Origin of the sequence: Actinomadura spongiicola, assembly GCF_003432485.1 — a bacterium.
In the GTDB taxonomy this organism is placed as follows: domain Bacteria; phylum Actinomycetota; class Actinomycetes; order Streptosporangiales; family Streptosporangiaceae; genus Spirillospora; species Spirillospora spongiicola.
The window spans coordinates 665,024-689,836 of record NZ_QVNQ01000003.1; the positions used below are offsets into that span (position 1 = coordinate 665,024).

Sequence of the window (24,813 nt, forward strand, 5' to 3'; positions counted from 1 at the left end):
GGAACGAAGCGCCCGTCATGTCGCGTTGATCCTTTTGTCAGAGACGACGGCAGGGGACGACTCGGGGGAGGAGTACGGACAGCATGACCACCACACCGCACGGCAGCGCGCTCGACGAACTGCGGGCCGCCTACCACGAGCAGCTGACGCGTCTCGCCGCCGAGCGCGACGCCGCGCGTCGGCAGGCGCGCAGGGCCCAGGCGCAGGCCGATGTGGCGCGGGCCGACCTCGCCAGCCTGAAGAGCCGGGTCGCCGAGTTGCTGAACGCCGCCGCGCGGCACCTTCCCGACCTTCCGGCCGTGGAGGCTCCGGACGCTCCGGAGCGTCCGGCCCCGCGGCGGGCCCTGCCCGCCCCCGCCGAGGAGCGCCCGGCCCGAGCGGCCTGACCGGCGGGCCGCTCGGGCCGTTCGGGCCGGGCGCCGACGGTGGTGTTACCGACGTGTGTTGAGGTCGTGTCGAGGGCTGTAGGGTCAAGCGGATGACCGCGTACGGGCTCCTCGTCTCCCCCTCCCACAACCGGGTGTACGCGCAGGCGGCGGCCGGCCTGGTGAAGGCGGAGCTGGGTGTGTTCAGCGAGCGGGCCCTCGACGGACGGGTCCGCGACATCAGGGAGACGGAGCTCGGTGGCGTCCCGTACGTCACGTTCTCCGGCGACCTGACGGAGCAGGACGTCAGGCTCCTGTCGAACCTGTCGTCGCTGTACGCGCTGTTCCGCATCGAGGGCGACCTTCTCCGGCCGGTGACGCTCCGGCCCCTCGACCTGTTCGGCAGTGACCTGCTCACCATCCAGAAGTACGCCGGCAAGACGAACGAGTACTTCACCAAGCTTCTGTTGAACGTCACCGCGATGGCGATGGACGCTCCCATGGACCTGGTCACCGGCCGTCCGCGCGTCCTCGATCCGATGTGCGGGCGCGGGACGACCCTGAACCAGGCCATGATGTACGGGTTCGACGCCGCCGGGATCGACATCGACGGCAAGGACTTCGACGCCTACGCGGCCTTCATCAAGACCTGGCTGCGCAACAACCGGGTCAAGCACCAGGCCGAGATCACCAACATCCGCCGGGAGAGGTCCGTGCTGGGGCGCCGCCTGCACGTGACGTACGGGGCGTCCAAGGAGCAGTACAAGAGCGGTGAGACGAGGGAGATCACCGTGGTGAACGCCGACTCCCTCGACGCCGGCAAGTTCTTCAGGCCCGCCTCGTTCGACATGATCGTGACCGACGCGCCGTACGGCGTCCAGCACGGCAGCCGCCCCAGGGGCGGGCGACCCGGCCCCCAGGGCGACAAGGGACGCAAAGGCAGACCGCAACTGTCGCGCAGCCCGGTCGAACTGCTGACGGCGGCCGTCCCCGAGTGGGTTCGCCTCCTGCGTCCCGGCGGTGCCGTCGGCATCTCCTGGAACACGTTCGTGGGCGGTCGTGACGAGATCGCGGGGATCCTGGCGTCCAACGGACTGGACGTCCAGGACTCCGAGGCCCACCGGGGCTTCCGCCACCGCGTGGACCAGGCCATCACCCGCGACCTCGTCACCGCCCGCAAGCCCTGACCGTCACCCCGTCATGGAGCGTGCCAGCGTTCGACGTGCGGGAGCAGTTCGGTCAGGTCGTGGATGAGGGCGTCGGGCGGCGTGAGGCCGGGACGTTCGAAGGCGTGGGTGGTCTGGTGCCGGATCTGGACGGCGCGCAGCCCGGCGGACTTGGCGCCGTGGATGTCGTCGTAGGGGCGGTCGCCGACGAAGACGCAGGACGCGGGGTCGGTGGCGCCGACGGCGTCCATGGCGGCGCGGAACGCCTCGGCGTGCGGTTTGGTCCAGGGGATCTCGCTGGAGTAGACGGCGCCGTCGAGCAGATGCAGGACGTCGTCGCGGGCGAAGATGCGTTCGTGCAGGTCACGTGACCAGATGGTGTTGGACAGGACCCCGATCCTGATGTCGCGGTCGCGAAGGGCGCGGAACAGGTCGGGAACGGCCGGGTCGGTGTGGGTGTGCGGTGTCCATGTCTCGAAGTGGGTGGCGAGAAGCGCCTCGGTGGGCTCGATCCCGGCGATCTCGAAGAGTTCGGCGAGGGTGGCGCTGCGGTGCTCCTCGTCGCCGCGTCGCCACAGGTCGAGTTCGGCGGCGGCGAGGGCGGTGGCGGCCCGCTCGACGTCGTCCGGGGGGAGGTGGGCGGTGCAGATCGTGCGCCACATGTCGGCCAGTTCGATGTCGTGCCAGGGGGTCAGCGTGCCGCCCCAGTCGAAGATCACAGCTTGTACGCCCATGACCGGATCGTAATTCCTGATCTGGAAGGCGCCACCGGGAGTAGGCGGCCGGTCAACGGGGATACCGGACCGATCAGCGCAAACCACAACGAACCGGGAGGAGCCATGAGGGCGCGTAAGCCCGGTGAGGACAGGGACTTCCGCGACGACATCGACGACATGGGCGACAACACGCAGGACGAGCAGATCCGGCTGACGGAGGAGTACGTGACGGATCCGCCGGCGGAGGAACTCGTCCGGGAGGAGCCCGACCAGAGCCGGGACGGGCTCGGCATCACCGACTACGAACGGCAGACGGCCCGGGAGGACGAGGAGGAGCGGCCGCGCCCGGACACACCCGCGGAGTCCGACGCGGTGAACCCGACCCGAAGGCCCTGACCAGGATCGGCCTAGACGGATCGGCCTAGACGGGAGTGTCCTCGGGCGCCTTCAACCGGGCGAGGACCTGGACCGGGTCGGCGAGGACGTCGGCGAACGCGAACTCGGCGGCGCCGACGAGGGTGGTGTCGTCGCCGAGCGCGGCGGTGCGGAGCTTGACCTTCTCGCGGGGCGCGGCGAGCGCGCCGGTCGCGAGGACGCTGCGGACCTGCGCGGCGGCCCCGAGGTAGATGTCGCGGAGCGTTCCGCCGAAGACGACGAGGCCGGGGTTGAAGACGTTGACGAGGTTGGCGACGCCGAGGCCGAGCCAGGTGCCGACGCGGTGGAGTGCCTCGCGGGCGTCGATGTCACCGGCGTCGGCGGACACGACGACGTCGCGGACGGCGTCACGGCCCGGCCGCCCGGCGATCTCCTCGCGGCCGGCGTGGGCGAGCAGCGTCCGCTCCCCCACCTCCGCCTCCAGGCAGCCCCGCGAGCCGCAGGCGCAGGTCCGCCCGCCCGGGTTGACGATCATGTGGCCGACTTCGCCGCCGTAGCCCTCCTCGCCGCCGAGCAGCCGCCCGTGCGCGATGATGCCGCCGCCGACGCCGACGTCGCCGTGGAGGTAGATGAGGTTGTCGTAGCCGACGCCCGCGCCACGCGCGTGTTCGGCGAGCGCGCCCAGGTTCGCGTCGTTGCAGACGGAGACGGGGATGCCGAGGCCGAGCCGCCGGGACAGCGCGTCGCCGAGCCGCGGGTCGCCGACGTCGAGGTTGGGGCCGAACATGATGGCGCCGTCGGAGCGGCGGACGACGCCGGGGAACCCGACGGCGGCGCCCACGCACACGGCGTCGCTTCCGGCCTTGCGGACGAGGGAGCGGGCGCCCGCGGCGAGGACGCCGAGCAGGTCGCCGGGGTCGGCGTCGCGGGCCCTGACGCCCTCGCGGCGGTCCAGGACGACGCCGCCGAGCCCGACGCGGGCCACGACGACCCGGTCGACGCCGACCTCGAACGCCAGCACGTACACGCGGGTGGACTCGGGCCGGACGACGAGGGACGGCCGTCCGGCGCGGCGCCCCGGGCCGCGGGGCAGTTCCTCGCGGACGAGCCCGGCGGCGGTGAGGTCGGCCGTCAACGCCATGATCGTGCTGCGGTTGAGGCCGAGGGACTCGGCGAGCGTCGCCCGGGACGCGGGCCCGCGCAGGTGCACGAAGCGCAGCAGCGTCCCGAGGTTGTGCCGCCGGATGTCCTCCTGTGACGGGCCGGCCTTCATCATCGGCGCGGCCCCGGCGCTCCGCCCGCCCCCGACGTGATCAGTTCCACGACCTCCCGGTGCGTGACGTCGGCGGTCTTGACCTGGGCGACCATCCGGCCGAGGTACAGCGCGGCGATCCGGTCGGAGACCGCGAACACGTCGTTCATGTTGTGGGAGATCAGCACGACGGCCAGGCCCCGGTCGGCGAGCCGCCGGACGATCTCCAGTACCTGCTGGGTCTGGGCGACGCCGAGCGCGGCGGCGGGCTCGTCCAGGATCACGACCTTGCTGTCCCACAGGACGGCGCGGGCGATCGCGACGGTCTGCCGCTGCCCGCCGGACAGCGTCGAGACCCGGTGCCGTACCGAGCCGATCGCGCGCACGGAGAGCCCCGACAGGGTGGTGCGCGCCATCTCCTCCATCGTGTCCTCGTCGAGCGCGAGGCCGCGGCGTTGCTCCCGTCCAAGGAAGAGGTTCTGGACGATGTCGAGGTTCTCGCAGAGCGCGAGGTCCTGGTGGACGATCTCGATGCCGAGCCGGCTGGCGTCCCGCGGGTCGCCGACCCGGACCGGCCTGCCCTCGAAGCGGTACTCGCCCGCGTCGAACGGGTGGATCCCGCCGATGCATTTCACCAGGGTGGTCTTGCCGGCGCCGTTGTCGCCGACGAGCGCGGTGACCTCGCCCGGGTAGGCGCGGAACGCGACGTCGTGCAGGACCTTCACGGAACCGAAGCTCTTGTCGATGCCGCGCAGATCCAGTGCTGGCGTCACTGACATGCCGAGGGGCTCCCACCGTGCCACACCGCCGCCGCGCGCCAGGCGGCCGTGATCCGCGAGCGTACCAGCAGCGTTCGGCGGCCCGGAACCGCCGGTCGGGCCGGGGGGCAGTGCGGGGGAACCGATGGTCCGGGCCATCGGTTCCCCCGCGCCCCCGGTCGCGTTCACGGGCTCATCTCCCCACGTTCGACCGGCGACGCCTGGCCAGGGCGTCGATGGCGGCGGCGAAGAGCAGCACCAGCCCGGTGATCAGGTAGCTGAGGTAGGCGCTGGTGCCGAGCAGCCCGAGCCCGTTGTCGATGAGCGCGATGACGAGCCCGCCGAGGACGGCGTCGCGGGCCTTGCCGCGCCCGCCGAACAGGCTCGTCCCGCCGATGACGGCGGCGCCGACCGCGTACAGGAGGGTGTTCCCGCCGCCCGCGTCGGTGGCGACGGAGTTCAGCCGGGACGCGGCGACGATCCCGCTGACCGCGGCCAACCCGGAACCGATCATGAAGACGGAGACGCGGACGCGGGTGACGTTGATCCCGGCGCGGCGGGCGGCCTCGGCGTTGCCGCCGACCGCGTAGATGTGCCGTCCGTAGGCGGTGCGGCCGAGCACGAACGTGCAGACGATCAGCAGGGCGCCGACCAGCGGCACGCCCCACGGGATGCCGCCCAGCGTGATCAGCGGGCTCGGCGCCCGGTCCAGGCTGAGCACATAGGTGCCGATTAGCAGGGCCGCCGCGACGACGGCGCACTGCGCGAGCACGAACCCGATCGGCTTCGAGTGCAGGTCGCGGACGTGCCGGCGCCGCCACCGCAGCAGCTGCGTCGCGGTGTATCCGGCGACGCACGCGGTGGCGAGCGTCCAGCCGAGCCAGATCGGCATGTTCCTGTTGGACAGCGCGACGATCAACTCGTCGCGGACGGCCACGGTGCCGCCCTCGCCGATCAGCCGGAGCGTCACCCCCTGCAACCCGAGGAAGAACGCCAGCGTGACGACGAACGACGGGATGCGCAGCACGGACACGAGCCAGCCGATGGTGGTCCCGATGACGATGCCGATCGCGACGGCGCTGAGGACCGCGACGTACCAGGGCTGCCCGGCGTCGGTGATGAGCTTGGCGAGGACGGCCGCGCACAGCCCGCTCGCCACGCCCGCCGACAGGTCGATCTCTCCGAGCAGCAGGACGAACACCAGCCCCATCGCGAGGATCGTGATGGGCAGGGCCTGCACGGACAGGTTCGCCATGTTCCCCTTGCTGAGGAACGTGTCGGGCTTCAGCGCGGTGAACAGCGCGACCAGGGCGATCAGGCCGAGGACGGCGGGCAGCGCGCCGAGTTCGCCCGCCCTGATCCTGTCCCGGTAGTCCCGCAGCGCGGAGCCCATGTCGTGGACGCGCCGGTCGGCCGCGAAGTCCGACTCCGCCAAGGTCATGGCGGTCTTCTCACCGCCCGGGATGTCGGTGGACACCTGGTCCCCCTTCAGATGTTCTCGGCGGCGGTCCGCGGCGCGAGGCCGAGACCGCCGGAGCGGCCGGAGGTGATGAGTTCCACGATCTGGCCGTGGGTGACCTCGGAGCGGGCGACGTCCGCCGCGACCCTGCCGAGGTACAGCGCGGTGATGCGGTCGGCGACGGCGAACACGTCGTTCAGGTTGTGGGAGATGAGCACGACCGCGTGCCCGGTGTCGGCGAGCCGCCGGACGAGGTTGAGGACCTGCTGGGTCTGGGCGACGCCGAGCGCGGCGGTGGGCTCGTCCAGGATCACGACCTTCGACTCCCACAGCGCGGCCTTCGCGATCGCGACGGTCTGCCGCTGCCCGCCCGACAGGCTCGCCACCTGCTGCCGGACGGACTTGACGGTGCGGATCGACAGCCGCGCGAGGGTCTCCCTGGCCGCCTGCTCCATCGACGGCTCGTCCAGCACGAGCCCCCTGCGCCGCTCCCGGCCGAGGAACATGTTCTGCACGATGTCGAGGTTGTCGGCGAGCGCGAGGTCCTGGTAGACGACCTCGATGCCGAGCGCCGAGGCGGCGCGCGGACCGTCGACGGACACCTGCCGTCCGTCGAACTCGATCCGCCCTGAGTCGAAGGGATGGGTCCCGGCGATGCACTTGATCAGCGTGGACTTGCCCGCGCCGTTGTCGCCGACGAGGGCCATGACCTCACCGAGCCGCACCGTGAAGTCCACGTCGTGCAGCACATGGACGGCGCCGAAGCTCTTGTTGAGCCCGGTCACTCGGAGGACGGGGTCTCCGTTGTCTGCCACGTGTCTCCCTCCGGCTACTGGATGCCCGCGTCCTTGCACTTGGCGGCGTACGCGCCCTTGCACAGGTCCGCCTTCTTGACGAACCCGTCGTCGACGACCCGCTTGACGTTGCCCTTGTCGACGGGGACCGGCGTCAGCAGCACCGACGGAACGTCCCGCTTGCCGGTCGGGTCGTGCACGGTGCCGTTGGTGGTGCCCTTCTCCCCTCTGATCAGGGAGACGGCGAGCCGTGCGGCGGCGTCGGCCTCCTGCTTGACGGGCTTGTACACCGTCATGCACTGGTTGCCGTCCAGGATGTTCTGTAGGCCCTGAAGGGTCGCGTCCTGCCCGGTCACGGCGACCTCACCGGCCTGCTTGTTCTTCTTGAGGATCGACACCACCGCGTTGCCGAGCGCGTCGTTGGCGGCGACCACGCCGTCGATCCCGCCCCGCTGCCCGGTCCACATCTGCTCGAAGATCGTGGCGGCCCGCTCGGCCTTCCACTCCGGAACGGCCTGCTCGGCGACCTTCGTGTAAGTGGTCGCCTTGTCGAGGACGCTGTGCGCCCCCTGGGAGAACAGGGTCGCGTTGTTGTCCGTGGGCGCCCCGTTCAGGTACACGATGTTCGCCTTCTCCTCGCCCAGGCACTTCCGCAGCCCCCGGCCGAGTTCCTCCCCGACCTTCACGTTGTCGAACGACACGTAGTAGTCGGCGACGCCGCCGAGGGTGAGCCGGTCGTAGTCGATGGTCTTGACGCCCTGCGCCTGCGCCTTGCGCTGGACGGCGGCAGCGGAGTTGGAGTCGAGACCGTCCACGACCAGGACGGTGACTCCGCTGGTGAGCATCTGGTCGGCGATCGTCTGGAACCGCTGCGCCGACCCCTCGGCGTTCTGGATGTCGTACTCGACGCCCGCCGCCTTGAACGCCTGCTCCAGGTACGGCCGGTCGAAGCTCTCGTATCGGACGGACGAGGTCGTGTCAGGAAGGATCACGCCGACCTTGCCCTTGGCCGCCTCCGCGTCGCCGCCGGAGCCGGAGTCGTCCCCGCACGCGGTGAGCGCGAGCCCCGCGGCGGTCGTGAGGGCCATCAGGCCGAGGAACCCCTTGCGCATAGCCCGGGTCCTTTCTGGCGCGGCCGCCGTGCTCGCGGCCGGGGTGGACCGACGCCGGTGTCCCCGCCCACCGACGAATGTTGTGCCCCGCAACTTATGCCGCCACCACGCCCCGCACCAGACCCACCACGCCACGAATTTGTTGACCGCCATAACAATCACATAACACACGCCCACCACATAGGAGACCGCCCGATCACCCCGGTGGCACGGGCCCCGGCCTCCTCCCGGCTTCAACCCGAATGTTCGACGCCCCAACATTCCGGCAAGTCGGGAGCAACAGGGCCACGCCTCACATCACAGACGTGACAACCTCAGCCTGCCCCCGCAACCCCGCAGCGACCTCAGGGTCTGCGATCGCGTCCGAAGGCAGGTTCAAGCGAAGCGAGAACCTGATCGCGCAGCGAGCCGCCAGGCGAGCCGGAGCGATGCAGCGATCGCACCGCATTTCACGACGGTGGAGGCCCTTCAGGGCCGAAGGAGGAGGGGAATGCAAAAAGCACTCTTGCTATTCGGTCGGCGGCGGTGGTGGGTTCGGTGGCGGGGGCGATGCGTTCGGCCCAGGACCACCAGTACCACCAGCCGTCGGCGGCCTCTTCGGCCAGGATGTTCTCGGTGAGCGCGGACACGTCGGGGTTCAGGACGTGCAGCGTGGGCGACTGGCCTCGGGGCAGGACGAGGCGGGCGCGGAGGCCGCGTGCGACCAGCTCGTCGCCGAGTTCTTCGAGATATTCGATCCGCGTCTTGGTGGGCGCGGTGGTTCCCGTATCGTCAGGCGTCATCCTCAGTTCCTCACGGACTCCGCGCGGCCCGACGGGTCCAGCCTTGCGCTTCTTCCGCCGGTGTGCAAGCACTTCGGGCTGGTCAGCCGGGGCGTGGCGCGGCGGGCGGTGGACGGTTCGAACCCCGGTGCCCCATCCGGGATATCTTTCGCACAGCAGTTCAACGGGAGCTTGGGGGCGAGTATGACGCTGGGGCCGGATCCAGCAGCCGACCCGGACGCCACTCCGGTCTTCGGCGTCGCGACGGGCGCCGCCCCGGGGGCCGGTCGGGCGGGCGGGCCGTCCGGTGCGCGGACGTGGCATCGGTTCCACTACGCGGTGGGCGTGTTCCTCATCGCGTACGGCGTGACGAACCTGGCCGGTGCCGTCGTGCTGTGGGGCGACCGGCGGGACGAGATCGAGGGCTACTTCGGGGCGGGCCCGGCGGTGGCAGTGCTCGTGCTGGTGAAGCTGTTCGAGGCGGCGCTTCTGCTGGCCGCGGCGGCGGGGGTGGCCCTTCGTCGGGATCTGCTGTTCGTGCCGGCGACGGCGGGGTGGATGGCGGGGTTCGCGATGTTCGGCGTCCTGGACGTGTTCACCGCCAGGTGGGGCGGGCTGCTGGAGCATCTGCTGTATCTGGTCGGGTTCGTCACGCTGCTGTTCGTGTCGTACGGGTTGAGCACGAAGGCCCAGCTCGCGGCGGCGCCGAGGGACGCCGAGCCCGGTTCGGCGCGCGGTCCTGGCGGGCTCACCCGCACGCAGGAGTTCGCGCTTCAGACGATCAACCGGGCGGCGGCCCTGAAGAACTCGCGTTCCCGTCCCGGACGACCTGGCTGATCTTGGCAGATGTTGCCCTGGTCGGGCGTTCGGGTCGGTGTCACGTTGTGCCTCATGAGAGCCCGAAAACTGGTGGCGTCCGTGGTGGCGTCCCTGGCGGTGCCCGCGGCGCTCGCGGCGCCCGCCGTCGCGCGGCCGCCCGCGGCCCCGGCGGCCCCCTGCGATCCGACGCGGACCGAGCCGGTCTATCGCGGCGAGGTCCCCTCCCCCAAGGAGGTCCTCGGTTTCGATCTCGGTGAGCGGCAGGTCGGCGTCGCCGAGTCCGACAGGTATCTGGAGACGGTCGCCGCGAAGAGCGACCGGGTGATCTCCGGGACGCTGGCCCGGACGGCGCGGGGCCGTCCGCTGCGGTACGCCGTCGTCGGGCGTCCGGAGCTGTTGTCGAAGGCGGGGCTGGCCAGGGTGCGGCGGGACGCCGGGAGGCTGCGCGACCCGAGCACGCCCGAGCACCTCGCCAGGCGGATCGCCGAGCGGGGCGTGCCGATCCTGTGGGTCAGCGGGAACGTGCACGGCAACGAGCCGAGCGGGACGGACGCGGCGCTGAAGGTGCTGCGCGACCTCGGCGACCGCGCCGACTGCGCGGCCACGACGATCCTGAACAACGCGCTGGTGATCGTCCTGCCGTCGCAGAACCCGGACGGCCGGGAGGCGGGAACGCGCCAGAACGCGTACGGCTTCGACATGAACCGCGACTGGTTCGCGCGCACCCAGCCGGAGACCGACGGCAAGCTCGCGATGCTGAACGAGTACCCGCCGGCGCTGTACATCGACGCGCACGAGATGGGCGGGGACTCGTACTTCTTCCCGCCGAACGCCGACCCGATCTACCACGAGACGCCGGAGCAGGCGATCGGCTGGATCAACGACCTGTACGGCGCGGCGATGGCGGCCGAGTTCCAGCGGCAGGGCATCGACTTCTTCAACCGCGACGTCTACGACCTCTTCTACCAGGGCTACGGCGACTCGGTGCCGACGACCGCGTTCCACGCGGCGGGCATGACGTTCGAGAAGGGCGCGGGAAGCCCGTACCCGGAGCGGGTTCGGGAGCAGTACCTCACGCAGTGGGTGACGTTGTCGGCGGCGGCCCGTAACCGGCGGAGCATCCTCAGCCAATGGCGCCGGATGACCGTGGACGCCCACGAGCAGGGCGAGGCGGGGACGCTGGAGCCCAACCAGATCTACAACCCGCCGAACCAGATCGACCGGCCGGTTCCGGACCGGAGGGTGCGGAGCTACTTCCTGCGCGACGACGACCCGGCCAAACGCGACGAGGTGCGGCTCATCGTGCGGCGGCTCCAGCGGATGGGTGTGCGCGTCGAGAAGCTGGTGAAGCCGCTGACCGTCCCGGACTTCAAGCCGTACGGGCGCCCGGAGGCGAAGACGACGCTCCCCGCGGGCACGTACCGGATCTCGATGGCCCAAGGTCAGAAGCACTGGATCCAGGCGATGCTGAACGAGGACGCCTACACGCCGTTCCCGTACTTCTACGACGTGACGGCGTGGAGCCTGCCACTGCTCGGGAACGTGTCCGGCGGGTCGTCCGGTGCCGTGCTGCGTCCGCGTGCCGTCCCGGTGGGAACGCCGCCCGCTCCGCGTCCCGGCCATGACGGCAAGGCGCCGAAGATCGGCGTCCTGCAACTGGCGGAAACGCCGTCGGCCCGCGAGTCGACGGGTTGGCTGCGGCACCGCCTCGACCGTGAGTGGAGACTACCGTTCACGCTGCTGAGCCCCGCCGACGTGGCCGCGGGCAAGCTGGACGGCATCGAGGTGCTGGTGACGCCGAACGGCCCGGCGAAGACCGCCCACGAGGAGCTCGGCGACACCGGGCGGGCCGCGCTCCAGGAATGGACACGGAACGGCGGCCGCTACGTCGGCTGGCAGGGCGGCACGGAACTCGCGGCGCTGCTCGGGTTGACGACCGCGACGCTGGCCGAGCCGACGTCCGACATTCCCGGCACGTTGCTGCGCGTGAAGGTGGACGGGACGAGCCCCCTGTCGGCGGGCGTCGGCCCCACCGCGTGGAACTTCACGTCCTACGACGTGGTGATGCGGGCGTCCTCCGGCGTCGTCGTGTCGTACCCGCGGCCCGATTCACCGGACTGGTTCGTGTCCGGGTTCGAGCGGGGCGCGGCCGAGCTGGGCGGCACCGCCGCGGTCGCCGACCAGCCCGTCGGCGCGGGACGTTCCGTGCTGTTCGCCGCGGAACCGAACTTCCGCGCGTTCACCGACGGGACGGCGAAACTGCTCGCCAACGCGATCCTCGGGCCGAACCCGGCCAACGCGCAGACCCCGCGGGCGGACTCGACCGCCAAGGCGGCGCAGCAGGCCGCGGCGTTGCCATCGTACGAGTCCCCGATCCGCGTCTCGGTGAAGACGGCCGACGCGGCGAAGGCGGCGGGCGTCCTGCGGTCGGTCGGCGCGGCATGGACCGAGCGCCGCACCGGCGACGTCGTCCACTACGTGATCGACAACCCGCGCGGGCTGCCGACCGATCATCACCCGTTCGCGGGACGACTCCCGTCCCTCATCCGTAAGGCGGGGATCGCGCCGGTCGCCGTCACCCTTCCCTGACGGGAGCGGCGGCGTGCCGGGACACCCCGGCACGCCGCCCCTACTTGCGCACGATCCAAGCGATGGCGGTCATGGTGCCGGGCGGGACCTCGGTGAACCCGCCGTCACGAACCGCCACCGTCGCGTTCTTCACGCAACGGTCCCAGGGGACGTCGCGCGCCAGGTGGACGCGGGCGCCGCCGTCCACCCACGCCTTCACGTCCTTGCGGCGCCCCTGACGCAGCAGCAGCTGCGCCGCGTGCCCGCACTGGGCGGCGGCCTTGCCCGTCGTGATCGTCACATCCGGATTGAGCGCGATCACCGCGTACGGGGGTTCGGGCGGCGGGGAGGGCTCCTCGGCGTCCGCGAGGTCGAGCCCGGCGACCTGGAGTTTCGCCAGCTCCGGCGGGACCTCCGACATCGGGCCCGGCGGGAACGCCCGCACCTGCGCGCCCGCGTGCTCGACGGTCACACCGGGCAACTCCTGCGCCTGCGGCCACCGCACGCCCCGCGCACGCCGCGTCACCTTCCGTATGCGGCGCGACTCCCATTCGCGGACGGCCTCGCGCCACTCCCCGTCGGGCTCCACGGCCCGCGGGTCGGTGAGGAGCCGGACGACCGCCGTCGCCGTCGCCTCGCAGACCGCGCCGTGATTGGGCGGTTCCGCCTTCTCGGCGCGTACCACCAGTTGCATGGCCCACGGCGGATCGTCGCGGGGGTCGTAGTCGGGTCGCACGCGAGGAGTATTCCAAACCCGGCGCGGCTTTCCGGACACGGATGTGGGTACTGCAACTTGTGTCGTCCCCCGGACGTTTTTCCTGTTGCGGGCTGGACGGCCCTCGCCGGAGACGGCGGGGGGACACGGCGGAACGGTCGGGTCGGAGGTCGCCGGTGACCAGTGGCACGTGGAGTGATTCCATACCGGGTGTCGGGACGTTCTTCGTGGGGATCGACGTCGCCCCGGGCCGCTACCGCTGTGACGAGGGCAAGGGCGGCTGGTGGGTGCGTTTCACCGGCCCGGGCGGGGGCGATCCGGTCGGTTCGTGGCCGCTGCCCCCCGGCCCCACCGAGATCGAGATCGCGCGGACCGACTTCGCGTTCGAGACGCACGTGTCCACGTACTGGCGGCGGGTCGCGCCGCCCCGCGCGCCGGAGGACGGCGCGCCCGCCGAACCCCGTCCCGTCGCCGACCCGGGCCTGCGCGCCGAACTCGACACGATCGTCGCGCGCCGCAGACCGCTGATGTGGCTGGCGCCGCTGACGGTCCTCGGCCTCGGCCTGCTCGGCTCCCCGCTACTCGGTTCGCTGTGGCTGATCGGCCTCGGCATGCTCGCGGTCCTCGTCGCGCTCGGCACCCCGTCGGTGTCGCTGGACCTGCGCCGCGCCCGCGAACTCCAGCGTCGCCGCGACCGCTATCTCACCCCCGAGGACTTCGACGACGAGGGCCGCGCCCTGCTGGCACGCGCACAGGCGGCGGTGGACGCCGTCCGCGACTCCGCCGTCAACCGTGAGGGCCTGCTGGACGCGGTCGACAACGCCGTCACGCTCCCCCGCCAGGAGTGGGAGATCGCCCAAGTCCTGGCGAAACAATCGAAGCTCCGCGCGGACCACGCCGAAATGGAGAACGCCTCCACCCTCCCCGAGGTCGAATCGGCTCTGCGCCCGTTGCGCGCCAAACTCGACCTTTCCGTCGAGGCCGTGACCCGCCGCGTCGAAGCCCTGGAACGCTACGCGGAACGCGCCAAAGCGGCGGACGAGGCCCTACTCGCCCAGCGGCATCTGGAGGCCATCGCGGAGAAGGCCCACGAATACGACGAACTCCTCGCCGACACCGTCCGCGACGACCTGGCCCTCCCCGCGATCGAACGCCTCACCGAACAGGGCGACGAACTCGTCCGTACCCTCCGCGACCGCCTCTCCCAGGCCGCCGAAGCCGCCAACGAACTCCCCCCGCACTCTTAGCCCGGCCGTTCGACGTCCAGGTCGTCCAACTGCTCTTTGAGCCGCTGAAGCTCTTGCATCTTCTCCGTGATCTCCCCCAACGCCCGCCGCACCTCGGCCTGCAGCCCCGTCAGCCTGTCGACCTCCTCCGCATCGACCACCTCCTGACCCTCGGCCATCGTCTCGTCCCACTTCTCCTTGAACATGTCGATGTGCGGGGACAACTCGGCGTCGAAGAGCGAACTGCGCGCCGCCTCCCGAAGGGACATCCGGCCGTCCAGAACCTCCTGGACGAACCGCTGGAACTGGGAGTTCTCGGACTTGTCGCGAAGAATCTCAAGATTTTTGCGGACCGCCCTGGAGGCGCTCTGGTCTCCCCGCGCGATATCCATCATCGGAAGCCCGTCATCGTCGAACTCCGCCATCACGCGACCACCAGGTTGTCGTAGGAGCCCTTGGGGTAGGGCTGAGAGTCCAATCCACAGAGAGCGGCAAGGCCTCCAACGAGTAGGCCGACGACGGTGAATACCGCGGCGACGGCGAGGCCGACATATCCGATGATCTTCAGCCACTTCTGGATGGCCAGGCCGATCTGCGCCATGATCACGGCCATGGCCACGGACGGACCCACGACGGTCCAGCTGACCGCGGCAGCGGCAGCGGCCTCGATGGCGATCATCACCGCCAGATCCATGAGCGCCTCCAGCCCACTCACCGCCGCCTTGGACAACGACCACACGCCGTATGCAGCAGATTGAATCTCGCCCGCGATCCTTTGAATAGGCTCCACCTGCTTCTCAATGGCGTTCGCTAACTCTGTGAAGTACTTGTCGCAGGCGTCGGCGGCATTGCCGTCCCAACTCTTCAGCATCGTGGCCTGCCCCTCTCGCAGGCCCTTGGCGTACTCCGTATAGAACTCCCCGACGTGTCCGAGGGAGCCGGCGAATTTTGAGATCGACTCCCAATCTCCGGCAAGTTGCTGCGCCAGCCATTCCGCCGGGTTCACCCCACAAATCTTGTCGATAGCCCAGAGTAACCAGTGGCTAGGACTAACGAAGTCGGTGATCGAGAGTGAAATGTCGAGCGCCTTGGGCATGGGTTCCGTCGCCATTGGAGGAACCAGCTTGGCGGCGGGTGAAGCGGTCATGGTCGTCCCTTCTGAGCAGCTTACTTTTTCGGATAGGTCTGGTCGATGCGTTCGGCGATCTTCTTCTCGGTACGCCGGTACACCTCGGCGCACTTGCGCAACTCCTGTGCCGACCCCGCACTGAGCCCCGCCAAGCGTTCAACGTTCTTCTGGACCTGATCACCAACGCGAAGCGCAAACCAGGTATAGCCTACGATATGTAGGATTCCAGCCTTGTCAGACGCTGCATTCTGATGAGTCTCAAGGTAGCTCTTAGCCTTCTTGGCATCACCGGCCAGCGCGTCCACCGACTGAGCGAACGAATCCAACGCGGCGGGTTGCACACGGAACGACATGACCTTTCCTCTCAGCAGCTGATGGAGTGCCGCGACCACTTGCACTCTTCCGGTTGCACTGCCACAATCTAACCATTATCAACATCCAACGAAAACCAAAAGGTATTTCATGGACAACCAGCGTTGGCGCCTATATTTTCCCGGCGGTTTCATCCTCGGCATAGGCGCGGTGATGTTGCTCGCCACCCCCGTGTTCGGCATCGCTACCCAGAAACCTTCTACCTTTATCATGCTCATACCGGCCATGGGCTGGATAATCGGAGGCTACCTGGTGCTCCGTGCAACAAAGTACTCCGGTCGGCGCATAGCCGGATTTGTTTTGATCGGTCTGAGCATCACAACAGTCTCAACCCTTTTAGGGCAGCTCCTTATGCGCCTAGCAGGCGAATAGCCAGCATAGGGGCTGTGCTCGCCGAAGACGACTGTGCACCTCCCATATTTACTGCGCCACAAAGCAAAGGATACGGACAGCCCAATATAGGTCATCTGTCGCCCCATCCCCGCTCTGGCGATTCACAACCCAAGCCCCTTCCAACCGGACCGCAAAAATCACAAATCAGGCTGACCGTAACCGAACTAGAAGGAGCCGACCGTTTTCGCGCCCGCGCGGCGCCTTAACCGAAATCGTGGCCGAATGCGGCCACGATGGGCGGGTGATATGTTTCGCTTTGAGCAATTCTCAGAGAGAAGGCCCGACCTATCGGGGATCGACGGACACTCCTCGATTCGTATGGCGCCGCTGTGCGCCGGGGCGGGGTCAGAGAATGGCGCGGACCTGGTCGATGGTGGTGAAGAGTTCGGCGCGCATGCCGGTAGTGCGGGCGGCGAGGACGTTGCGTTCCGTGTCGTCGAAGAAGAGGGCGTCGGTGAGGTCGACGCCCAGGCGGGCGGCGCAGATTTCGTAGGCTCGGGGGTCGGGCTTGGCGACGCCGATGTCGCAGGAGTAGACAAGGGCGTCGAAACGGGACAGCCAGTCACGGTGGCGTGCCTCGAAGCGGGGAACCAGGTCGCCGATGATGTTCGAGAGCAGGCCGAGGGTGCGTCCCTGGTCGGCGAGTTCGTGGACGAGGGCGACCATGGCGTCGTCCGCCTCCGTCCAACTGTCCAGGTCGGCCTCGATCAGCGCGGGGACGTCGGGGAAGGCGGTGCCGAGGCGATCGGCCACGTTGGCCCAGTACTCGGGGCTTTCCTGGCCGGAGTCGTAGGCGGGGCGGCAGGACCAGTACGCGTCCCAGAACCGGGTGCCGGAGACACCGGCGGTCTCCTCGATTCTCCGTACGGCTTCGGGGGTCTGGCGGCGGGCGATGACTCCGAACAGGTCGAAAACGATCACATCGGACATGTCCCCGACCCTATGCGGGCGCGGAGCAACCTGACAGGAACGAACGGTCCCGTCGAACATCACCTCGGGTGACGTCCGACGGGATTGACGTTCGTCAAGCGCGCAGGCTTTCGCGGGTCGCCTCGGCGGTGGGAGTCCGGCGGGACGGCAGAATGCGTGCCAGGGGGCGCGGAAGCCACCAGTTCGCCTCGCCGAACAGTTCCATCAGCGCCGGGACGAGCACCAGCCGCACGATCGTCGCGTCGATCAGGATCGCGACGCCCATGCCGAGTCCCATCTGCTTCACGGCGACGTCCGCGCCGAGCAGCACCGACAGGAACACCATCACCATGATGGCCGCGGCGGCGGTGATGACACGGGCGGTGCGGGACAGGCCGAGCGCGACGGCCTCCCGCGTGGGCACCCCCGTCTCGTAGTTCTCCCGGATGCGGGACACGAGGAACACCTCGTAGTCCATCGAGAGCCCGAACAGGATCGGGAACATCATCAACGGCACCCAGGTCGTCACCGGCATGTCGGTGGGGAACCCGAGCAGGTTGCCCGCCCAGCCCCACTGGACCACCGCGGTCAGCACCCCGTACGCGGCGGCGATCGACAGCAGGTTCATCACCGCGGCCTGCAGCGCCACCGTCACCGACCGGACGAGCGCGACCAGCAACAGCAGCGACAGGCCGACGACGACGGCGATCAGCCATGGCAGGCGGGTGCTCACCTCGTCGGCGAAGTCGATCGAGGCCGCGTTCTGCCCGCCGACATAGGTCTGCGCGCCGGTGCCGTCCATGACGCGGGGAATGACGTCGTCCCGCAGTGTGTGGACGAGCTCCGGCGTCGCCTCGTCCTGCGCGCCGGTCGTCGGGAACGCGACGAGGATGGACGCGGCGCCGTCCCCGCTGGTGCGCGGAGGCTGGACGGCGGCGACCCCGGGTGTGTCGCGGACGGACGCGGCGAGTCGCCCCTGGTCCGCGCCGGTCCCGCCCTCGGTGACGAGGATCAGCGGCGCGGCCGTGCCGGGGCCGAACCCCTCCGCCATGATCTGGCTCGCGCGGTATCCGCTGTGGTCGTGCGGCTGGGTGCTGGAGTCGGGCAGGCTCAGCCGCATCGACAGCGCGGGCACGGCCAGTACCAGCAGGACGACGACCGCCGCCAGCCCCGCGACGATCGGGTGCGCCTGGACGACCCGCGCCCACCGTTCGGCGAGGGGACGACCGCGTGTCCGGCCGAACCCGGGAACGCGGAGCCGGTCGATGGAGCGTCCGGCGAAGCCGAGGAGCGCGGGCAGCAGCGTCACCGCGCCGAGCATGGTCATCAACACGGTGACGGCGGCCGCGACCGCGACGGCGTTGAGGAGGCTCTGCTGCATGACGAACAGGCCCATCAACGCGATGACCACGGTCGTACCGGCGAACAGCACGGCGCGTCCGGCGGTGGCGACGGCCGTGACGGTCGCCTCCTCTGGATCGTTCCCGTCGTGCAGTTCCTCACGGAAGCGGGTCACGATGAACAGCGCGTAGTCGATGCCGACGCCGAGCCCGATGAGCGCGGCGACGATCGGGCTGAACGACGGCGCGGGCAGCGGATGCCCGAGCAGCATGATCAGCGCGAGCCCGGATCCGATGCCGAACAGCGCGGTTAGGATGGGCAGCCCCATCGCCAGCACCGACCCGAACGCGACCAGGAGGATGACGATGGCGGCGAGCACGCCGATGGCCTCGGACGGCCCTCCCCCGGGTGTCTCGGCGGCGTCCACGGCCGTGCCGCCGAGTTGGATCTCCACGGGTCCGGTGTCGGAGCGGACGTCGTCCAACAGGGCGTTCACGTCCTCCTTGGACATGTCCTCGGACGGAACATCCAGGTTGCCGGTGGCGAACGCCGTCTTCCCGTCCGGTGAGATCTGCCCCGGTATCTCGTAGGGCGAGGACACCGACGCCACATGCGGCGTATCGGCGAACCGTTCGATCGTCCGCTCCACCCGGGGCCTGACCTCCGCGCTCCGGACGCCGGCGTCGGCCTGGACCGCCAGTGTGATCGAGTCACCGCTCTGGTCCGCGAAGTGCTCTTCCAGCAGGTCGGTGGCCTTCGCCGACCCCGAGTCCCCGCCGGAGAAGTCGTTCAGCGGCTCGGCGGCGAAACCGAAGCCGAGCACCATCACCGCGACCGTCCCGGCGATCCACGCCGCGACCGTCAGGCGCCGCCTCCGGTAACAAAACCGAGCAAGCAGGGGCAACCTCATGGGAACCACCTTCGTTGTATAAGTTGCCCCTGACGAGATGACGTCCGGGCACGGGAACGCGTCGGCGGTTCCAGCGTGGTCGGTGTACGGGGCTCGCACATCGAACGCACGGTGTCATCCGGCGAACCGGATACATCCGTTGGAGTACATCCGGCGCGGTATCCCACTGTGCGAGTCCCGTACCCCCCATAGTGTGCTTAGTCACTAATGCCGAGTAGGGGTGACGCCTTGGTCCGTGGGGACGCTGTTACTGGAACCGTCGATGAGCCGCGTGTGGTTCGTCGACAGAGTGGTGTTGGGCGGGGGCTGGAGGACGCTAGGCCGCGCGAAGCTCGTCCAGTGAACGGTGGCGGGTCAGGGCTGGAGCACGCCGCGCCGAGCGAAGCTCGACCGATCGGCGGCGGGCGGGGGATCAGGACATGACCACCCAGCGGGGCGCCGCCGGTCGTGACGAGCCCACACCCGCCGCCCTGCGGGCCGCCACCGCACGGGGCCTGCAGGAGCAGTTCCCCGGGGTGCGCGTCTGGTTCGGCGAGGCGACCGGGTCCTGGTGGGCCATGGTGCCGATGCGCACCGGCCCCCGACTGGTGGAGGCGCCGACGCCGCAGGAGCTCCGCGAGGAGCTCATGAGCCTGCGGAGCCGGGGATGACGAGCCCCGACTCGTAGGCGAGCATCACGACCTGCGCCCGGTCCCGCGCGCCGAGCTTGCCCATGGCGCGGCTGACGTGCGTCTTCACCGTGAGCGGGCTGAGCAGCAGCCGGTCCGCGATCTCATCGTTGGACAGGCCCCGTCCGACCAGCCGAACGACCTCACGTTCCCGCTCGGTCAGCGCGCCGAGCGTCACCGACGACCGGGCGGGTTCGGGCCGCCGTGAGACGAACCCCTCGATGACGGCCCGGGTGACGGCGGGCGCGAGCAGCGACTCGCCGCCCGCGACGACCCGCACGGCGCGCAGCAGATCGTCCGGCTCGATGTCCTTGACCAGGAACCCGGACGCACCGGCCCGCAACGCCAGGTAGACGTAGTCGTCGTCGGCGTAGGTCGTGAGCATCACGACCCGCACGTCCTTCAGATCAGGGTCGGACACGATCCGGCGGGTGGCGGCGAGCCCGTCGAGCTCGGGCATCCGCATGTCCATGAGGACGACGTCCGGACGCAGCACGCGGGCCAGTTCGATCGCCGTACCGCCGTGCGCGGCCTCCCCGACCACCTCGATGTCGTCGCCGTGGGCCAGCAGCGACCGGAAGCCGGCGCGGACCAACGACTGGTCGTCGGCGAGCAGGACGCGAATCACGCTCATTCCGCAAAGGTCACGACGTCACGTCTCGTACTGGATGGACGCGCGCTCGGCCGTGATCGGCGTGATGTACTTCTCGACCACCGCCCGGTGGGCGGGGTGGTCGCGATAGGCCAGGTAGGCTTCCCGGTCGGCGAAGTCCGCGACCACCGCGAAGTCGTAGGCGGCGGGGTTCACCCCGGCGTCGGAGCCGAGACTGTACTCCCGGATCTCCGGGATCACGGCGGGCAGCTCCCCCAGCCGCGCCGCGACCTCGTCCTGCTGGCCGGTCGTCGTCCCCTCGGCCCACTTGAACATCACCACGTGCCGGAAACCGTTCATGGCGGCACGCTACAGCTCAAACGACCCCGAGTTCCGCCGCCGTGACCGCGCCGAGTTCCCAACACGCCTCCAGATCGGATTTCGACGGCTCGCCCATGACGGTCACGGGCGGCTGGACGGCCTTCCACCTCAACCCCGTGGTGATGGACTCCAGGGCCCGCAGCGCGCCCGTCGCGTCGTTGTTGCCGTGCAGAAACGCCCCGAACGGGCGGCGGACGGTCGCGTCCAGGCACGGATAGTAGACCTGGTCGAAGAAATGCTTGAGCGCTCCGGAGAGGTAGCCGAGGTTGACGGGCGAGCCGAGAAGGTAGCCGTCGGCCTCCAGAACGTCCACGGCGGTGGCCGCCAGCGCCGGACGGGCCACCACCTCCACACCTTCGATCTCGTCGGTGGACGCACCCGCGCGCACCGCCTCAAGCATCGCCTGGACGGACGGCGACGGCGTGTGGTGAACGATCAGCAACCGCTTCATCACCCCGACCCTAACCCGCACACCTCTGACCGCGGCTCAAGACCCTGTTCACGCGACTCCGTAGCGGTCACCCCGCTCCCCACTCTCAGACTCGGCGAATTCGAATGCCGGCGTTCAATCCCTCAATGACCAAAGCCACCATCTGAGAATCGCCAATAAGAACCGACCTCAAATAAAGCGCACAGGTAGGGTGCGGCTCATGAAGGTGCGTGATCTGCACGAGTGGCCGTCCACCCCCGAGGAGGCCGAGGCGATTCAGGACCGGCTGCGACCACTTCTGCACCTGGACGTCCCCGGCCCGACGACACCACGAACCGTCGCGGGCCTGGACGTCTCCTACGCCGGCGACGGCACCGGCGCGCGCCTGGCCGCGGCAGTGGTCGTCCTGGACGCGACGACCCTTGAAGTGATCGAGGAATCAGTGGCCACAGGCACGGCGACATTCCCCTATCTCCCGGGCCTGTTCGCTTTCCGGGAGTTGCCCACCCTCCTAGCCGCACTCAACGACCTCACGACCACACCCGACCTACTCGTCTGCGACGGCTTCGGCGTGGCACACCCCCGCCGGTTCGGGCTGGCGTGCCACCTGGGCGTCCTCACCGACCTGCCGACCATCGGCGTGGGCAAGACGGCGTTCATCGGCACCCACACCGACCCCGGCCCCCGCCGCGGCGACACAAGCCCCCTCCTCGACGAGGACGAGACCATCGGCCGGGTACTCAGAACCCAGCACAATGTGAGACCAGTCTTCGTGTCCGTCGGCCATCGCACCGACCTCGACACCGCGTGCCGGAACGTCCTCGACCTGACGCCCCGCTACCGTCTCCCGGAAACGACGCGCAGGGCCGACCGCCTGTCCCGTGATGCGCTCGCCGGGTAGCGCGTCCTTCCCGAAGATGGCACCCTCGTCCAGAAGCAGACGGAGACACCCAGGTCATCCGCGACGCCGCTGGACGGTGCCCATGGACACCCGGCCGATGCGGGCCGACGCCCGCCGCAACTATGAACGCCTGATCACGACGGCCCGCACCGCCTTCATGGAGCACGGCACGGGCGCGTCCCTCGACGACATCGCCAAACGCGCGGGCGTCGGCTCGGGGACGCTGTACCGCCATTTCCCCACCCGGGACGCGCTGCTCCACGCCGTCCTCCGCGACCGGATCGAAGGCCTCCTCGCCCACGCGGACGAACTGCTGTCCGAGCCCGCACCGGACCCCGACACCGAGGCGCTCAACGCGCAGGCGGCGCTGGACCGCTGGCTGCGCACCTACCTGACCGGCGCCGACACCCCCCGCGGCACCTCCACAGTGATCATCGAGGCGATGTCGGCGGAGTGGGCCGACACCGGCCTCGGCGCGGCCACCGCCGCGATCTGCGACGCCCTCGGACGCCTTCTGAACCGCGCCCAGCGCGCGGGCGCCGTCCACACCGAGATAGACCCTTGCGACCTGCTCCGCCTGACCAACGCGATCGGCGCCGCCGCCGAACGCACCACCGACCCAGGCGCGTACGCCGACCGCATGCTCGCCCTACTCTTCGACGGCCTCCGCACCCGCTGAAAGGCTTCTGGCCCGCACGGCCCCAGAGCGGGGTGACGGGGCCGTGCGGGCCAGAAACATGTCTCAATCAGGAACCTCAGTCGGAACCTCTACCGACTTCGCTCTGCTCTCCGCCTGTGCACCTCCGGCGTGTCTCCGATGTGACACCCGTAACGCTAAGCCCCCACCACCCCCACCAGAACCCCCTTAACCCTCACTTAGGGAACCCCTGAGCCACCCTTATTCAGCGCCCGTCCGGAGCCATCCAAGGACGTCATGCGGAGGGCCGTTCACCTGGGAAAACAATGCAGGGTGCCCAGGGAACGTTCCGGCATAGTCGACCTGAGTGGGCTAACCGGACGTATGTTTGCTCCCGGCGCTGGCTCTCTCTATCCCAGCAGGGAGAAGGCTTACCCATGGCCACAGCTACCCGCACAGGCAACGCCTGGCACGTCGCACCCCTTGACCGGGGCGTCGCCATCACGGCTCATTAATCCCGAGCTTGTCACCCTTCGGATCGCGACCGCGCTCGTCATAGGACGGTAGCCGCTGGCTCATAACGTCCCGCATACGACGTCGTCCAACACAGCACTCTCGGCCCGATGGAGCCCCGCCAAAGGCATCGCGGCGCCCGTAGCCGCCGACGTAGCGCACGGCCGTGCCCCACGACCCCATGATCAGCGCATCGTTACTGCCGAGTTCTCTCAAGAACATCGTTCACTACAGCATCGGGCACTTTCGCAGTAACGGGCTTCACCTCAACTTGCCACACGAACGCACCCTTGACTCCTGAAGCGTAAAGACGATCCTCATATGTAATGTTTTTCAGAGTGGGAACCTCACGTGAGAGTTCTACTATATTGCCGACGTCGACAACGACTAATCTCCCGTACTCCTCACCCGAAGCGACACTGGACATCTCCACCCACGAGATCGCCACAAGTATCAGATTTCGACGAGCGTCACCGATCTGAATGTAGGCCCGGGCCAAGCCTTCACATGGATTGGACAGAAAGTATTCACGCAGTTCCCCCTCGGACTTTCCTGCACAGTCGGCGTTGAATTTGATCGATGACTTCACTTCGAACTTCCCCGCCTTCAAGGCCGTCTCCGCCTCTCTGAAGCCAGCCTGCGACATTTTCGAGAGCGCGCCCCCGACGGACTGGGCACTTGAACCTTTCCCGGCCCGTGCCCGGAAAGTCACCAGGCCTGCGAAGCCGACCACTACGGCGGCGATGGCAATGATGACAATCATCGCCACACCACCACTAGGACCTGGGGCGCCAGGCCGGCCATCTGGATTTCTTCTGCGATATCCCCTTACATAACGTCCATCGCGGATATGCGGTCGCACCCAGTGTGACATTCATGACCTTCCGAGGATCCACCGTCCAAGTGGAGACTGCGAATGACTCTCCGTCTCGTCTAACATGGCGTTGGAAGATCTGCCATGCCTTGAAACGTGCGAACGTCCTGACCTGTCCACAAGTGGCTACCTGCGATTGAGGCTCAGGAGCCGGAGCCCAGGGGGCCCGGGCAAAGGTGAAGGGTCCGCGCTGATCGGCGACACTTGCTGTCATTGCTCGCGCCGCTCTGACAAGGTACGCAAGATCTATAAAGCTCTAAGCGAGAGAACGGAGACACGGCTCGGTTCTTCCGGAGAGGCCCCGGCGGACCACATCCGCTCGAAGCTCTCCAGTTACGTGCTCGCCATTTCGCCGTCCTCGGACGTCCGCAGGTGCGGCACTGGCCGTGGGACACGGGCGACGCCGCAGGCGGGTGGAATGATCTTTTGATCTCGATCAGCCCGTGTGGATCGGGTTCTAGAGGACGACGTCACGCAATCAAACGTCGCCCTCAGCGACACACGTCTCGTACGGATCTTCGAGTAGGACGCTTACGCGCAAGCCGTCACGTGCCATGTCCGCGTAGGCCAGAATGCCGATCTCATTTCGCTCGACCTGGAAAGCCGGTGCCTTCATATGACTTCACTATGTACCTGCGTAATTACTTAGGGTAGTGTTGTGGTGTCGATCGGGACTC

Annotated in this window: 27 protein-coding genes; 10 read left to right on the plus strand and 17 right to left on the minus strand. The window is 69.0% G+C overall.

The window, feature by feature from the left end:
* Positions 1-83: 83 nt before the first annotated feature.
* Entirely contained in the window at positions 84-386 is a 303-nt protein-coding gene (locus tag D0T12_RS11760) for a hypothetical protein (RefSeq protein WP_117399530.1), read from the plus strand.
* A gap of 92 nt (positions 387-478) precedes the next feature.
* Positions 479-1,552 carry a TRM11 family SAM-dependent methyltransferase gene (locus tag D0T12_RS11765; RefSeq protein WP_117399531.1) on the plus strand — a complete coding sequence of 358 codons (1,074 nt, stop codon included), beginning with the start codon at positions 479-481 and terminating at the stop codon, positions 1,550-1,552.
* 11 nt (positions 1,553-1,563) lie between these two features.
* On the opposite strand, the gene D0T12_RS11770 is transcribed toward D0T12_RS11765, so the two are convergent.
* Complete coding sequence (locus D0T12_RS11770) at positions 1,564-2,265, minus strand: HAD family hydrolase (protein ID WP_117399532.1); 702 nt, start codon at positions 2,263-2,265, stop codon at positions 1,564-1,566.
* 105 nt (positions 2,266-2,370) lie between these two features.
* Between D0T12_RS11770 and D0T12_RS11775 the strand changes: the two genes are divergently transcribed.
* A complete protein-coding gene (locus D0T12_RS11775; RefSeq protein ID WP_117399533.1) occupies positions 2,371-2,643 on the plus strand; it encodes a hypothetical protein in 273 nt (90 codons plus the stop codon).
* A gap of 25 nt (positions 2,644-2,668) precedes the next feature.
* Here the strand turns inward: D0T12_RS11775 and D0T12_RS11780 are convergent, their stop codons facing one another.
* From D0T12_RS11780 to D0T12_RS11805, 6 genes are all read right to left on the minus strand, one after another.
* Positions 2,669-3,895: an ROK family transcriptional regulator gene (locus D0T12_RS11780; RefSeq protein ID WP_117399773.1), complete on the minus strand. Its 1,227-nt coding sequence runs from the start codon at positions 3,893-3,895 to the stop codon at positions 2,669-2,671.
* Positions 3,895-4,653, minus strand: coding sequence for an ATP-binding cassette domain-containing protein (locus tag D0T12_RS11785; protein WP_117399774.1), 759 nt, complete (start codon positions 4,651-4,653; stop codon positions 3,895-3,897). The genes D0T12_RS11780 and D0T12_RS11785 overlap by 1 nt, the downstream gene beginning before the upstream one ends.
* Positions 4,654-4,825: 172 nt before the next feature.
* On the minus strand, positions 4,826-6,109 hold the full coding sequence (locus D0T12_RS11790; RefSeq protein WP_233525983.1) for a sugar ABC transporter permease: 1,284 nt from the start codon (positions 6,107-6,109) through the stop codon (positions 4,826-4,828).
* 11 nt (positions 6,110-6,120) lie between these two features.
* Positions 6,121-6,906 (minus strand): ATP-binding cassette domain-containing protein, encoded by a 786-nt coding sequence (locus D0T12_RS11795; protein ID WP_117399534.1) that lies wholly within the window; start codon positions 6,904-6,906, stop codon positions 6,121-6,123.
* Between the two features lie 14 nt (positions 6,907-6,920).
* On the minus strand, positions 6,921-7,997 hold the full coding sequence (locus tag D0T12_RS11800; protein WP_117399535.1) for a sugar ABC transporter substrate-binding protein: 1,077 nt from the start codon (positions 7,995-7,997) through the stop codon (positions 6,921-6,923).
* A 449-nt stretch (positions 7,998-8,446) separates the two neighbouring features.
* Positions 8,447-8,779, minus strand: coding sequence for a hypothetical protein (locus D0T12_RS11805; RefSeq protein ID WP_117399536.1), 333 nt, complete (start codon positions 8,777-8,779; stop codon positions 8,447-8,449).
* Positions 8,780-8,962: 183 nt separating this feature from the next.
* Between D0T12_RS11805 and D0T12_RS11815 the strand changes: the two genes are divergently transcribed.
* Positions 8,963-9,595: a hypothetical protein gene (locus D0T12_RS11815; protein ID WP_117399538.1), complete on the plus strand. Its 633-nt coding sequence runs from the start codon at positions 8,963-8,965 to the stop codon at positions 9,593-9,595.
* 54 nt (positions 9,596-9,649) lie between these two features.
* On the plus strand, positions 9,650-12,166 hold the full coding sequence (locus tag D0T12_RS11820) for a M14 family zinc carboxypeptidase (RefSeq protein ID WP_158581471.1): 2,517 nt from the start codon (positions 9,650-9,652) through the stop codon (positions 12,164-12,166).
* A 40-nt stretch (positions 12,167-12,206) separates the two neighbouring features.
* Here D0T12_RS11820 and D0T12_RS11825 read toward each other — a convergent pair whose 3' ends face one another.
* Positions 12,207-12,881 carry an aminoacyl-tRNA hydrolase gene (locus tag D0T12_RS11825; RefSeq protein WP_117399540.1) on the minus strand — a complete coding sequence of 225 codons (675 nt, stop codon included), beginning with the start codon at positions 12,879-12,881 and terminating at the stop codon, positions 12,207-12,209.
* A 155-nt stretch (positions 12,882-13,036) separates the two neighbouring features.
* On the opposite strand from D0T12_RS11825, the gene D0T12_RS11830 reads away from it, so the two are divergent.
* Entirely contained in the window at positions 13,037-14,107 is a 1,071-nt protein-coding gene (locus D0T12_RS11830) for a hypothetical protein (protein WP_117399541.1), read from the plus strand.
* Here the strand turns inward: D0T12_RS11830 and D0T12_RS11835 are convergent.
* From D0T12_RS11835 to D0T12_RS11845, 3 genes are read right to left on the minus strand one after another with little or no spacing between them, the layout of a single operon-like run.
* Positions 14,104-14,511 (minus strand): hypothetical protein, encoded by a 408-nt coding sequence (locus tag D0T12_RS11835; protein ID WP_117399542.1) that lies wholly within the window; start codon positions 14,509-14,511, stop codon positions 14,104-14,106. The two genes, D0T12_RS11830 and D0T12_RS11835, sit on opposite strands and share 4 nt — an antisense overlap.
* Complete coding sequence (locus tag D0T12_RS11840; protein WP_147339480.1) at positions 14,511-15,233, minus strand: WXG100 family type VII secretion target; 723 nt, start codon at positions 15,231-15,233, stop codon at positions 14,511-14,513. Before D0T12_RS11840 ends, D0T12_RS11835 begins: the two co-directional genes overlap by 1 nt.
* A 20-nt stretch (positions 15,234-15,253) precedes the next feature.
* Positions 15,254-15,568: a type VII secretion target gene (locus tag D0T12_RS11845; RefSeq protein ID WP_117399544.1), complete on the minus strand. Its 315-nt coding sequence runs from the start codon at positions 15,566-15,568 to the stop codon at positions 15,254-15,256.
* Between the two features lie 109 nt (positions 15,569-15,677).
* Between D0T12_RS11845 and D0T12_RS11850 the strand changes: the two genes are divergently transcribed.
* Positions 15,678-15,959 (plus strand): hypothetical protein, encoded by a 282-nt coding sequence (locus D0T12_RS11850; RefSeq protein WP_117399545.1) that lies wholly within the window; start codon positions 15,678-15,680, stop codon positions 15,957-15,959.
* Positions 15,960-16,325: 366 nt separating this feature from the next.
* Here D0T12_RS11850 and D0T12_RS11855 read toward each other — a convergent pair whose 3' ends face one another.
* Positions 16,326-16,910: an HAD family hydrolase gene (locus D0T12_RS11855; RefSeq protein ID WP_158581472.1), complete on the minus strand. Its 585-nt coding sequence runs from the start codon at positions 16,908-16,910 to the stop codon at positions 16,326-16,328.
* Positions 16,911-17,004: 94 nt separating this feature from the next.
* Complete coding sequence (locus tag D0T12_RS11860) at positions 17,005-19,140, minus strand: MMPL family transporter (protein ID WP_117399547.1); 2,136 nt, start codon at positions 19,138-19,140, stop codon at positions 17,005-17,007.
* A gap of 419 nt (positions 19,141-19,559) precedes the next feature.
* Here D0T12_RS11860 and D0T12_RS11865 point away from each other — a divergent pair, with 419 nt between their 5' ends.
* Positions 19,560-19,790: a hypothetical protein gene (locus tag D0T12_RS11865; RefSeq protein ID WP_117399548.1), complete on the plus strand. Its 231-nt coding sequence runs from the start codon at positions 19,560-19,562 to the stop codon at positions 19,788-19,790.
* Here D0T12_RS11865 and D0T12_RS11870 read toward each other — a convergent pair.
* Genes D0T12_RS11870 through D0T12_RS11880 form a run of 3 tightly spaced genes read right to left on the minus strand, consistent with a single transcriptional unit; the run spans position 19,765 to position 21,232 of the window.
* Complete coding sequence (locus D0T12_RS11870; protein WP_158581484.1) at positions 19,765-20,436, minus strand: response regulator; 672 nt, start codon at positions 20,434-20,436, stop codon at positions 19,765-19,767. The genes D0T12_RS11865 and D0T12_RS11870 overlap by 26 nt on opposite strands.
* A 24-nt stretch (positions 20,437-20,460) precedes the next feature.
* Positions 20,461-20,760 carry a Dabb family protein gene (locus D0T12_RS11875; RefSeq protein ID WP_117399550.1) on the minus strand — a complete coding sequence of 100 codons (300 nt, stop codon included), beginning with the start codon at positions 20,758-20,760 and terminating at the stop codon, positions 20,461-20,463.
* A 16-nt stretch (positions 20,761-20,776) separates the two neighbouring features.
* Positions 20,777-21,232 carry a flavodoxin family protein gene (locus D0T12_RS11880; RefSeq protein ID WP_117399776.1) on the minus strand — a complete coding sequence of 152 codons (456 nt, stop codon included), beginning with the start codon at positions 21,230-21,232 and terminating at the stop codon, positions 20,777-20,779.
* Between the two features lie 199 nt (positions 21,233-21,431).
* Between D0T12_RS11880 and nfi the strand changes: the two genes are divergently transcribed.
* Both nfi and D0T12_RS11890 read left to right on the plus strand, forming a co-directional pair.
* On the plus strand, positions 21,432-22,112 hold the full coding sequence (gene nfi / locus D0T12_RS11885; RefSeq protein WP_117399551.1) for a deoxyribonuclease V: 681 nt from the start codon (positions 21,432-21,434) through the stop codon (positions 22,110-22,112).
* Between the two features lie 82 nt (positions 22,113-22,194).
* Positions 22,195-22,791 carry a TetR/AcrR family transcriptional regulator gene (locus D0T12_RS11890; protein WP_199487407.1) on the plus strand — a complete coding sequence of 199 codons (597 nt, stop codon included), beginning with the start codon at positions 22,195-22,197 and terminating at the stop codon, positions 22,789-22,791.
* A gap of 667 nt (positions 22,792-23,458) precedes the next feature.
* Here the strand turns inward: D0T12_RS11890 and D0T12_RS34840 are convergent.
* On the minus strand, positions 23,459-24,025 hold the full coding sequence (locus D0T12_RS34840) for a hypothetical protein (RefSeq protein WP_147339481.1): 567 nt from the start codon (positions 24,023-24,025) through the stop codon (positions 23,459-23,461).
* Positions 24,026-24,813: the final 788 nt, after the last annotated feature.